Origin of the sequence: Segatella salivae DSM 15606 (assembly GCF_000185845.1) — a bacterium.
GTDB classification, from domain to species: Bacteria; Bacteroidota; Bacteroidia; order Bacteroidales; family Bacteroidaceae; genus Prevotella; species Prevotella salivae.
In genome coordinates this window covers 2,830,766-2,843,277 of sequence record NZ_GL629647.1, presented here as the reverse complement: position 1 = coordinate 2,843,277, position 12,512 = coordinate 2,830,766, and the positions used below count along the sequence as shown (strand labels likewise).

General features: G+C 43.5%; 8 protein-coding genes. 7 read left to right on the top strand and 1 reads right to left on the bottom strand.

Going from position 1 to position 12,512, the window contains the following annotated elements:
* The first annotated feature begins 10 nt into the window (after positions 1-10).
* Positions 11-1,612: a RagB/SusD family nutrient uptake outer membrane protein gene (locus tag HMPREF9420_RS11105; protein WP_007135798.1), complete on the top strand. Its 1,602-nt coding sequence runs from the start codon at positions 11-13 to the stop codon at positions 1,610-1,612.
* 2 nt (positions 1,613-1,614) lie between these two features.
* Positions 1,615-3,132 carry a ComEC/Rec2 family competence protein gene (locus tag HMPREF9420_RS11100; RefSeq protein WP_007135797.1) on the top strand — a complete coding sequence of 506 codons (1,518 nt, stop codon included), beginning with the start codon at positions 1,615-1,617 and terminating at the stop codon, positions 3,130-3,132.
* A 739-nt stretch (positions 3,133-3,871) separates the two neighbouring features.
* Here HMPREF9420_RS11100 and HMPREF9420_RS11095 read toward each other — a convergent pair.
* Positions 3,872-5,278 carry a C1 family peptidase gene (locus HMPREF9420_RS11095; RefSeq protein WP_007135793.1) on the bottom strand — a complete coding sequence of 469 codons (1,407 nt, stop codon included), beginning with the start codon at positions 5,276-5,278 and terminating at the stop codon, positions 3,872-3,874.
* Between the two features lie 88 nt (positions 5,279-5,366).
* Between HMPREF9420_RS11095 and HMPREF9420_RS11090 the strand changes: the two genes are divergently transcribed.
* The 5 genes from HMPREF9420_RS11090 to HMPREF9420_RS11070 all read left to right on the top strand — a co-directional run bounded on the left by HMPREF9420_RS11090 (position 5,367) and on the right by HMPREF9420_RS11070 (position 12,207).
* Positions 5,367-6,617 (top strand): CobW family GTP-binding protein, encoded by a 1,251-nt coding sequence (locus tag HMPREF9420_RS11090; protein ID WP_007135792.1) that lies wholly within the window; start codon positions 5,367-5,369, stop codon positions 6,615-6,617.
* Positions 6,617-7,333 carry an HAD family hydrolase gene (locus HMPREF9420_RS11085; RefSeq protein WP_007135791.1) on the top strand — a complete coding sequence of 239 codons (717 nt, stop codon included), beginning with the start codon at positions 6,617-6,619 and terminating at the stop codon, positions 7,331-7,333. The genes HMPREF9420_RS11090 and HMPREF9420_RS11085 overlap by 1 nt, the downstream gene beginning before the upstream one ends.
* Positions 7,334-7,529: 196 nt before the next feature.
* A complete protein-coding gene (gene dxs, locus HMPREF9420_RS11080) occupies positions 7,530-9,410 on the top strand; it encodes a 1-deoxy-D-xylulose-5-phosphate synthase (RefSeq protein ID WP_044078936.1) in 1,881 nt (626 codons plus the stop codon).
* Positions 9,407-10,753, top strand: coding sequence for a Trk system potassium transporter TrkA (gene trkA, locus HMPREF9420_RS11075; protein WP_007135789.1), 1,347 nt, complete (start codon positions 9,407-9,409; stop codon positions 10,751-10,753). Before dxs ends, trkA begins: the two co-directional genes overlap by 4 nt.
* Positions 10,750-12,207: a TrkH family potassium uptake protein gene (locus HMPREF9420_RS11070; protein ID WP_007135788.1), complete on the top strand. Its 1,458-nt coding sequence runs from the start codon at positions 10,750-10,752 to the stop codon at positions 12,205-12,207. Before trkA ends, HMPREF9420_RS11070 begins: the two co-directional genes overlap by 4 nt.
* Positions 12,208-12,512: the final 305 nt, after the last annotated feature.

Sequence of the window (12,512 nt, the reverse complement as noted above, 5' to 3'; positions counted from 1 at the left end):
CCAAATCCACATGAAGAAGAGCGTATCTACCCACATATCGACTTTCCTTTTCATAGGAATCACACTGCTATTCAATGCCTGTCTTGACGAACATCCAAGGGATCAACTCAGTGAAGACAAACTAAACACAACGGCAGATAACTTATATATCAACACAATTGGTAACCTTTATCACCAGATTGGAGGTTATAATGAGAGCCAAGGACTACAAGGTACCTACCGAGGTGTATACGATTATAACACCTTTTCGACTGATGAGGCGTTGCTTCCCATTAGGGGTGGCGACTGGTATGATGGCGGATTCTGGCAGAATCTCTATCATCACACGTGGTCATCTACCGATATTCCGCTCTACAACACATGGGTTTATCTATACAATAGTGTGTCACTTTGCAACAACGCCCTTTATGAAATAGACCAACACAAGGCTTTACTTACCGACCAACAATACAAGGAATTTACTGCCGAAGCACGTGGACTTAGGGCATTGTTCTACTTTTATATCATGGACATGTGGGGCAATGTACCTCTTGTTTTGAAGGAAAACACGCCGTTGAATGAGGTAAAACAGTCACCCAGAAAGCAAGTAGCGATAACGCTAATCAACGAACTTCTTGAGGCGATTCCTAATCTTCCAAACGTCCATAGCAATCATGAAGGCATCTATTATGGCAAATTTACGCAGCCAATAGCCTACTTCTTATTAGCTAAAATATTGCTAAACCACGAAGTATATATAGGAGATGATACGATGACTTTCAACATTAATGGTCATCAACTGCCTGCTTTCCAAGCATGTATTGCATGTTGTGATAAGATAACTCAAGCCGGTTATACCCTTGAAAATAACTATGCTGACAACTTCATTGTACACAATGAGAACTCCAAAGAGAATCTTTTCACCATCCCGATGGACAAGACTCTCTACACCAATAAATTCCTTTATCTCTTCCGAAGCCGTCATTACAGCCATGGAGGTGCCTATAAACAGGACTCTGAAAACGGCACTTGTGCTACACTTTCAACCTTAAAGACCTACGGATATGCCACACCTGAGGAGGACAAACGCTACAGAATAAACTTCTTTAGCGATACCGTTCGCGTGGATGGAAAGTTAGTTTATATGCCCGATGGAGAGCCTTTGGTGTATTATCCGACTAAAGTGGCGTTGAGTTTAACTGCAAGTAAATATGAAAAGACAGCCGGAGCACGCATGGCAAAGTATGAGATTGACCGCGCAGCCTTTGATGATGGTCGCCTACAAGACAACGATATTGTGCTCTTTCGCTATGCCGATGTGTTGCTGATGAAGTCAGAAGCACTCGTCAGAAGCGGCAGAAATGGAGACAATGAGCTTAATCTCGTGCGCCATCGCGCTGGAATGCCATCGCGACATGCCACACTTTCCACCCTGCTTGACGAGCGTTTGCTTGAACTTATGTGGGAAGGCTGGAGACGCAATGACCTCATTCGCTTCGGACTTTTCCACAAAGCGTATGACCTTCGGCAACCCATTGAGGGAGAAAGCAGCGGATTTACCACGCTGTTTCCTATTCCGACGAATGTACTTAAGCTTAATCTTAACCTCAAACAAAATCCTGGTTATAAGTAGAAATGCAGGTAAACGGCTTTCTACAACGGTTTCCTCTGCTCCGCATTGCACTCTATTTAGCCATCGGAATCATTGTCGGTGAAGTCTGCTATCCCACACTTGGCACAGGCTTTTGGGCCATTTGTGCCAGTATTGGCCTTGTTGCGGCCTTTCTGTTCAAGCCTCCTAAATGGCAAAACTGCTGTATTCTTTTCGTCACACTGACGCTCGGCGCAGCACTCATCAGCAGGAGTAACCAAAAGGCCGACCGCCCATTGCCCCATGGAATCAGTCATTTCGAGGGAATCATTACAAGCACTCCCACGCTGAAAGGCAAGACATGGCGCTGCGACTTGATGCTGACACGACTGAATGGGCAGGCGCTTCGCGAGGCCATGAAAGTCAAAACCACTATCCTTAACGACCCCAACAGGCCCATGCAACTACAGGTTTGCAACGGAATCATCGCCACTTCGGTGCTCAATAAACCACAAAACCATTGGAAAAACACATCTTTCGACTATGCGCTTTGGCTCAGACGCCATGGCTATCAGGCAGAAACCTTCATTCCCTACAACCAGTTTCACACGGCAAAATTCCCCATTACATTGAGTCGTTGGCAACGAATCACCCTGCACATCAGGCAGTTTCGCGACCACATCTTACGTCATTTCACGACCTCAACTGACATTGAACAACAAGACAAAGCAATTCTACAAGCCATGGTGTTAGGCCATCGTGAGGCTATCAGTAAAGCCACTCGCGAAGCATATTCGCGTTCAGGTGCAAGTCATGTACTGGCACTTTCGGGTCTGCACATCGGCATTATCTTCAGCATTTTCTTGCTCGTTTTCAGACGAAATGCCTTGGGAATCTTCCTCTCTATCATTGCAGCGTGGGCCTTTGCCCTCTTCGTTGGCCTCCCATCTTCGGCTATTCGCAGTGCCGTTATGCTCACAATTTATGCACTTTCCACCCTATCGAACGAAGAAAATCAAGACTTCAATAGTCTTGCTTTGGCTGCTTTGGTCGTACTTTTGCCTCAACCCATGATGTTGTGGGACATTAGTTTCCAGCTCTCTTTTATGGCTGTAGCCGGTATTCTCATTGCCTATAAGCCCTTATTCTATGCTGTTTACCCCACAAACTGCCTGCTTCGATGGGCATGGGGCATGATTTGCATCTCACTTTCGGCTCAAATGCTCACGTTTCCACTGTTACTTCACTACTTCGGAAACTTCGCAACATACTTCCTTTTGACGAATTTCATCGTCATTCCTGCCGCAACTGCCATCCTCTATCTTGCCCTTTTAGCTTTTGTTTCAATGCTAATTCCTGCCTTACAAACATGGATTATCAACCTCATGACAATGATTGCAGGCTGGATGAACACTGCCGTCACAACCATTTCTCACCTGCCTTATGCTGCAATTGATAGTGGAAAAATCAGTATTTCGCAAACCATTTGCCTCTATATTGCCGTGTTTTCTCTCATGAGAATCTATTATATCATCAGTGAAAGACATCCCCTGTTGCACTGATAAAAAGCTTTTTAGGAAACAGATTCAGGCAAAAAGGAGAATGAAAAATTAGTTATGATTTAATTTTACAAACCACTTCGCAAAACGAAGTTATTCTGAACAAACTTTCGATTGAATGAAAATACGGCCAGAAAACGCCTTGTTTCTAAATCTCTCACTATCAGTTCATTAAACGAATCAAATGAAAACACCTTGCTTTTACGTGGCTTAGACAACATGATTTCACATGAAATTATGCTGCGTTTTGACGCATATTGTGTTATGATATCCTATGGTTTGCGCCACAAAATAAGGCATTTGAGCGCGTAATTCAAGGCATTTTGCGCATAGCAAAGGCTTATATCAAGAAACAAAACACAAAAAAACAACGAGAGAAATGAATTTTTCGACGTTTTATTTTCTATTTGATGCTACAATAGACAAGGTGTTTTTGATAATAAATATTTACTAAATCATCTCCTCACAACTTCTATTTGAGGAGATGAAAGACCTTTAACCCTCGCCCTATTCCATGCAAACAGGGTTGACACAAATGGTCAACCCTGCATGATTTTGACCTCAAAGGTCAAATGAAAACTTGATAGTTAGTTATTTCTTTCGTGCCGATAGCAGCGCAAGCCCAGTCGTAGAACGACAACAAAGCATCGAAACTGCGGTCATGTGCATGGCATTTCAGCCATCCGTTCCACCCTATTGGCACGTTAAGAAGTGCTTAGTCAAGAGCCAATTTCAGCCGTAGTTATTCGTCTTCCATAAACAACGGATCGTCTTGCATCAGCATAATAGGCTTCTGTTCGGCAGCCTTCAAGATTTTTTCTGAGGCATATTTCTTATCAACGACAAGGCGGAAAAGGTATTCATTGAACCAACGATTGGTCATAATCAAGTAACCTTGGTAACCATAAGAAGGCCCCCAACTGTTTTCTACCTTCCACTTCACGGGCTTACCCTGCTTATCTAAGTCGACAGCGGCAAGCGTCATAGCGTGTGTTGAGCCACTATCGAAGGTGCGAATGCGGTCAGCTTTATCCATGTTATACGTCACTCCAGTAAGTGAAGCATAATCATAGTTGTCGAGATCTAAGTAGCCTCGTTTGCGATCGAGTTGCTTTCCAACGTCATAACTGCTATACATCTTATGACCATCCTTGATAGATGCAATGGCCAACTGCGCGATTTCATCCATCGGAAGGTTTAGATATGTCCAGTTATGTCCGTCATAAGTGTGGCGATCATACTTCACTTCATACGTCTTATAATAAGGATGTCGGGGGTCGTTCATCACCATGAGGAAGGTGCCATTAAGCGGTTTGCCGACAGTTTCGTCATAGAAAGAGCGCGGAGTATATTGTTTTGGTTCGCCAACCACCTTGCCATTCTTGTCTGTAAAGGCATAAGTGAAGGTCTCAACCGGCTTTCCTAAGGTCAAGGTGAGCAAGTGATAGATGGTTGAAAGCATTTCCGTCTTGCGCTCGTTGATAGCCTTTGAGCTCTTCTTTTCTGCCACCATCTTCCGCAATTCGAGTCCATCTTCGCGTAGTTTTCGCGACACTAACTTAGCCATAGTCCTTGTGTTTTCGCTCGAATACGTTTCAGGTTGCACGCTCTTTGGAACCAAACCATACTTCTCTGCAAGGTCTGCGACACCGCAAAATGTACCTCCGTCGTTGATAGGATTCTTGAAAAAGAATTGCACTTTGGCATCCTCAATGGGAAGTTTTGCATTGTCTATGACAGCCTGAAGCATGAGATTAGCCTTCTCTAACTGGTCATAGAAGAAGAGATAAGCATGAGAATACTCCACCGCGAGTGTGTCATTGTGCGCCTTTGCGAAGTTAGCACGCAACACATTCAAGCCAGAAAACATCCAACAACGCCCCGAACTCTCTTGGTTTTGGATGCTTTGTTTGGGCGTTTCATTGCTGAAATACGTGTTGAATGCACCTTGATGAGCATGGTTTCTCGCCAAATCATCAATGTTGTTTGAGGCAAAAGCATTCGCCAAAGCACGCTCTGCAGGTGATGACTTCTGTGAGGTTTCAATCTTCTTTAACATGGCAGAAGAGATTCCTCCAGGTTGATTCTGTGCCATCAGCACTGGGGCTGAAGCCAGACAAAAGACAAAAGTGATTGTTTTTTTATTCATAGTAGTGCAAAGTTACACATTATCAACTATTTTTTATACCTTTGTATGCGATTTATCCATTAATATATATTAAAGAAAGGAAATAGGAATGAATAACAAAGAAATACCAGTTTTACTGCTGACAGGATATTTAGGAAGTGGCAAGACAACGCTTGTCAACAAGATATTAAGTAACAAACACGGCATAAAGTTCGCCGTTATCGTTAATGATATCGGTGAAGTGAACATCGATGCGGACTTGATTCAGAAGGGAGGTATAGTCAATCAGAAAGACGAAAGCCTTGTAGCTTTGCAGAATGGATGCATCTGTTGTACGCTTAAAATGGACCTTGTTGAGCAATTGAATGACATCGTTAACATGAAGAAATTCGATTATATTGTCATTGAAGCCAGTGGAGTTTGCGAGCCAGCTCCTATCGCTCAGACGATTTGTTCAATACCAACGATGGGACCAAAGTATATTAAGAACGGCATTGTTAAACTTGATTGTATCGTCACAGTGGTTGATGCGCTGCGCATGAAAGACGAATTTGGCAATGGAGATGAACTCATTAAACAGAATATCGGCGAAGAAGATATCGAGAATCTTGTTATCCAACAGATTGAGTTCTGCAACATTATACTGCTTAACAAGACTTCGGAAGTAGAGCCACAAGAGTTGGAACGCACAAAGAAGATTATTCGTGCACTGCAACCTAAGGCTGAAATCATCGAGTGTAACTATGGAGATGTAGACCTTGAAAAGATTATTAATACAAAACGATTTGACTTTGATGAGGTGGCAACATCAGCGGCATGGATTGATGAAATAGAGCATCATCATGGCGATGAACACATAGATGACGAGGAGGAAGTACACGAACATCACCACGATCACGATGAACACGACGAACATCATCACGAAGATCACGAGCACGAAGAAGGCCATCACCACCATCATCACCATCATCATGAGGGAGGAGAAGTTGAAGAATACGGCATTGGTACATTCGTTTATTATCGTAGAAAGCCTTTCGACCTCGTGGGATTCGACGAGTTTATAGCAACTCAATGGCCTAAGACCGTCATCCGATGTAAGGGGATTTGCTGGTTCAAAGATGAGCCACAAACTTGTTATGTGTTTGAACAAGCAGGCAAACAAATGGGACTTCGCAATGCAGGTCAATGGTATATGACCATGCCAAAGAAGGAACTTGACGAACTCATGGCACGCGAAGAACGACTCCGTCAGGATTGGGATGCAACCTATGGAGACCGCATGCAGAAGTTAGTTTTTATTGGTCAACATCTTGATAAAGAAGAAATCACACGATTGTTGGATGCTCGACTTGTTGACTAATGCCTATACAGCTTAAACAATTCAAGGTTATTGCCATCGATGCTGATGACACATTGTGGGACTGCCAGTCACATTTTGACAATGCAGAAGCCGTGTATTGTCAGCTCTTGGCGGCCTATGCAGGAGCCAAACACGTATCGGATGCACTCTTTGAAACCGAGAAAGCCAACATGGATTCATTGGGATATGGCACGAAAGCATTCACATTATCACTCATTGAGAATGCCGTTAAGATATCGGAAGGCCGTATAAGTGGTAAGATTATAGCCGAAATATTGCAGTTGGGCAAGGCTTTGTTGACCTTTCCAACAACACCTTTACCGGGTGTTGAAGACACATTGATTGCACTTAACGAGCGAAAGACCGACGAAGGTTATCGACTTGTGGTGTTCACGAAAGGCGAATTGCAAGACCAAGAGAATAAACTCAAGCGGTCGGGATTGGCAAACTACTTTGACGATATCGTCATTGTGTCTGACAAAACCGAAGAAGAATACCGACATTTATGCGTGAACAATGGCATTCATCCTAAAGAATTGTTAATGATTGGCAATTCATTTAAGTCGGATATTGCACCCGCTTTGAGCATCGGTGCATATGCCATTCATGTACCATTCAGCGTTGCTTGGAAAATGGAACTGGCTGAAACATTCGACCATGAACGGCTTATCACAATTGAAAACTTTAGAGATTTGATTGCTTTCTCCACCTTATAATATATAGGGGAGTCTGCAATTGCGTCAACAAAAGAAATATTTTAGGGAAAGGAATAAAAGAAACGACGCTGAGATTCGCTCTCCAGCGTCGTATTTTTTGCTTGAAAGTAGGTGATAAAAAAGAATTTATCGGTTTTCTTTGCCTAATACATGATATTAACGTATCTTTGCAAATAGAATCATACTCAAGGTATTGATGAATACGAATAAATTTGGATTATTAGATCAAATCAAATATCCTGCAGACCTTCGGAAGCTTAAACTCGAGCAATTACCAGAGGTTTGTAAAGAACTTCGCGAGGATATTATCCACGAAGTATCCGTTAATCCCGGACATTTTGCATCGTCTTTAGGAACTGTAGAGATTACCGTTGCATTGCATTATGTCTTTAATACGCCCGAGGATCGCATCGTTTGGGATGTCGGTCATCAGGCATATGGTCATAAGATTCTTACTGGAAGACGAGACAAATTCTATACAAACAGGAAGTTAAATGGTATCTGTCCCTTTCCAAGTCCAAAGGAAAGTGAATACGATACGTTTGCTTGTGGTCATGCAAGTAACTCAATTTCTGCGGCCTTGGGTATGTCTGTGGCTGCTAATGGCAGTGAACGCCACGTCATAGCTGTTATTGGTGACGGCGCAATGAGTGGCGGATTAGCCTTTGAAGGCCTTAATAATGTGTCAAGTACTCCCAATGATTTACTCATTATTCTCAATGATAATGATATGTCAATTGACCGAGCTGTGGGTGGAATGGAGAAGTACTTACTGAATCTTGACACTAATGAGACCTACAATAAACTACGCTTTAAGGCCAGCAACTGGCTGCATCGGAAGGGTTATTTGAATGAAGAGCGCAAGAAAGGGATACTCCGTTTCAACAACGCCTTAAAGAGTGCACTGAGTCATCAGCAGAATATCTTTGAGGGAATGAACATCCGTTACTTCGGACCTTTTGATGGACATGACGTCAAAGAGATAGTACGCGTCTTGCAACAACTTAGGAACATGAAAGGTCCTAAGCTGCTTCATCTGCATACAACGAAAGGAAAAGGATACGAACCAGCCGAGAAAAGTGCCACAATATGGCACGCCCCAGGTAAGTTTGACCCTAAAACGGGAGAGCGCTTAGTGCAAGATTGCAGTGATATGCCCCCCAAATTCCAAGACGTTTTCGGTCAAACCCTTTTGGAATTAGCCTTGAAAAACGATCGTATTATAGGCGTAACACCCGCCATGCCTACGGGTTGTTCCATGACAATTCTACAGAAATCATTACCTCATCGCATGTTTGATGTGGGCATCGCCGAAGGCCATTCAGTAACCTTTTCGGGTGGAATGGCGAAGGAAGGACTATTGCCTTACTGCAATATTTACAGTGCTTTTAGCCAACGAGCTTACGACAATATTATTCATGATGTGGCTTTACTGAAGTTGCCAGTTGTACTTTGTCTCGACCGCGCGGGACTCGTTGGAGAGGATGGTCCGACTCATCACGGCGCATTTGATATGGCAGCTTTGCGCCCAATTCCTAATCTTACAATTGCCAGTCCCATGGATGAGCACGAGTTAAGAAGGTTGATGTACACGGCACAACTGCCCAATCAAGGTCCTTTTGTGATTCGTTATCCACGAGGAAGAGGCGTACTTAAAGACTGGAAGTGCCCTTTAGAACAGATTGAAGTGGGCACAGGACGCAAACTTAGAGATGGAGAACATATTGCAATTATCAGCATTGGACCTATTGGAAACATTGTAGAGAGTGCCATTAATGCATCAGGTGAAAACGTAGCTCATTATGATTTACGTTTCTTAAAGCCTCTCGATGAACAGTTGTTACATGAAGTTGGCAAGAAGTTCTCACGTATAATCACGATTGAAGATGGAGTCCGTAACGGCGGAATGGGGTCTGCTGTACTCGAATGGATGAATGATCATGGCTACTCACCCGTTATCAATCGCATGGGACTTCCTGATGAATTCATCGAACACGGCACTGTTGAGGAGTTACAAAAGATATGTCATATTGACCAAAACAGCATCATTGCTGCTATCAAAGAGACTAAGAAATGAAAATTATTATAGCCGGCGCATACGCCATAGGAACTTATCTTGCAAAGTTCTTATCCCGTAACAATCAAGACATTATCCTCATGGATGAGAGTCAAGAGAGGTTAGAGAAGTTAGATTCTGACTTTGATTTGATGACAATGCACGCCTCTTGTACAAGCATCGAAATGCTAAAAGAGGCAGGAGTAGCGTCAGCTGACCTCTTCATTGCAGTCACTCCTGATGAGAATAAGAATATGAATGCCTGCATCATTGCTAAGGCATTAGGAGCCAAAAGAACTGTAACCAAGGTAGACAATTATGAGTTTGTAGCGCCCAATTTGAATGATTTCTTTCAACATTTAGGCGTGAGTTCTATCATCTACCCTGAGCTTTTAGCTGCTGAAGACATTAATAACGGACTAAAAATGAGTTGGGTTCGCCAACGCTGGGATGTGCATGGGGGCGCTTTAGTGATGCTCGGCATCAAACTTCGCGAGTCATGTGAGGTACTTAATAGGCCGTTAAAAGACATCAGTGGGCCTGATGATCCTTACCATGTCGTGGCAATCAAGCGCGATGGCGATACGATTATACCGGGTGGAAACGATGAACTTAAGCTCTATGACATGGCATATTTCATGACAACTCGCCAGTACATACCGTTCGTTCGAAAGATTGTAGGCAAAGAACACTATGTAGATGTGAAGAATGTCATGATGATGGGTGGCGGACGTACAGCCGTAAGAGCCGTTAAAACCATGCCCGAATACATGAATGTAAAGATTATCGAGGCCGACGAACAACGCTGCGAACGACTCAATGAGCTTCTCGATGATGACCGAGCACTTATCATTCATGGCGATGGACGAGACGTTTCGTTGCTTCAAGAAGAGGGAATCATGAGCACACAAGCCTTTGTTGCGCTCACAGGAAATGCTGAAACAAACATCCTTGCCTGCTTAACGGCTAAGCGAATGGGCGTCAGAAAGACTGTGGCCATGGTCGAAAATGAAGACTATATCAATATGGCTGAGAGCTTAGATATAGGAACTATCATCAACAAGAAAGCTATTGCAGCCAGCCATATCTATCAGATGATGCTCGATGCCAACGTGCATAACGTGCGCTTTCTTATGAATGCAAATGCTGATGTGGCTGAGTTCATCCCCCAAGAGGGCTCGAAAATTACAGAAAAAGCGGTCAAAGACCTACGTCTTCCTCATGGAGTGACGATAGGAGGACTGGTTAGAAACGGCGAAGGTTACCTCGTTTCAGGTAACACTCGCATTAATGCTGGCGACTCAGTCATGGTGTTTTGCCACGACATGAATATGAAAAAAATAGAGAATCTCTTTAATAAATGATTGACAAAAGCATCATATTTAAGATTATTGGCTCGTTACTTTTCATCGAAGCCCTACTCTTGTTGGCTTGTCTTTTCATGGCCATCGGCTACCAAGAAGACGATGTTCCTGCCTTTATTATTACCATTATCCTGACTACACTCACGGGAATCGTGTTGCGTTATCTTGGGCGTAATGCAGACAATAACATGAGTCGACGCGATGCTTACCTTGTAGTGACGCTCTCTTGGATTATCTTTAGTTTCTTCGGAACCTTGCCTTTCATCATCAGTGGATATATTCCAAGCTTCACTGACGCTTATTTTGAGACAATGTCTGGCTTTACTACCACGGGCGCCACTATCATTGATGACATTGATAAGCTACCCCACGGCCTACTTTTCTGGCGTAGTATGACGCAGTGGATAGGCGGATTGGGCATTGTTTTCTTTACAACAGCAGTGCTTCCCTCGTTTGTTGGCGGCTCTGTTAAAGTGTTTGCAGCTGAATCAACAGGTCCAATTTCATCGCGCCTCCACCCACGTTTGAGCACAGGTGCTAAGTGGATATGGGTAGTTTACCTTGTACTGACCATCGGATGTGTGCTGAGTTTCATGGCTTGCGGCATGGGATGGTTTGACAGTATCAATTATGCCATGGGAAGTACTGCTACAGGTGGTTTCTCAACGCACACCGATAGTGCGGAGTTTTTCCGTTCACCGGCCGTAGAATATGTGGCAACTTTCTTTTGTTTCTTCTCCGGAGTGAACTTCACTTTGATGTATATGGCAGCCAAACACCGCTCTATCAAGATGATGTTCAAGAGCGAAGAGTTCCGTTTTTACACGTTTGTTGTGTTGGCATTCTCATTGTTTATCATGGCAGAACTCATGATTCACAATGGTTACGACTTAGAAAAGGCATTCCGATGTGGCATCTTCCAGGTGGTTTCTTTCATCACAACAACGGGTCTTTTCAATGATGATGCAGGCAAATGGCCCCATGTTACCTGGGTTGTTTTAGCCACTTGTATGTTCCTTGGGGCTTGTTCGGGTAGCACAAGTGGTGGATTTAAGGGCATCAGAAGCATGATGATGTTGAAGATTATGCGTAATGAGTTCAAACAAATCCTACATCCTAACGCCGTACTTCCTATTCATGTAGATGGTAGTAACATTCCTTATCAGAAACGAGTAACGTTACTTTCATTCCTTTCGGTCTATCTTTTGATATGCCTTTTCGCTTCATTTGCTATCATTTCTGCAGGAATTGACAACACAAATGCCATCACTATCACACTGAGTTCGTTGGGAAATGTAGGCCCATCCTTAGGTCTTGAGATTGGTCCTACCATGAGTTGGTCTATGCTTCCGGCATGGATTAAATGGCTATGCTCGGCACTTATGCTGATTGGTCGACTCGAAATATTCACTATTCTCGTGATTTTCACTCCAGCTTTCTGGAGAGATCGGTAAATCTCTGCCCCTATTTTACCCTATTCTTGCATGCCATTCGCCACACAATGGCATGCAAAGCATAAGCTGGAATTAATGGCATTTGGGGGAATTGTAAATAGGATTGCAATGCAACGCCATTGGGTTCATGCCCCATTTCCGATAAATATATCCGGAATTATAAATGCCTTCGCCACGCAATGCCACAAATATTGCGGTAAGTTTTCAATGAATGAATCTCTCAAGATGATTATTCTCAACTTGCAACGCCGTAGGTGTTGTTCTTTTGACAGCCCAGGGTTGGCGAGGAACAAGCCTACCCTGGG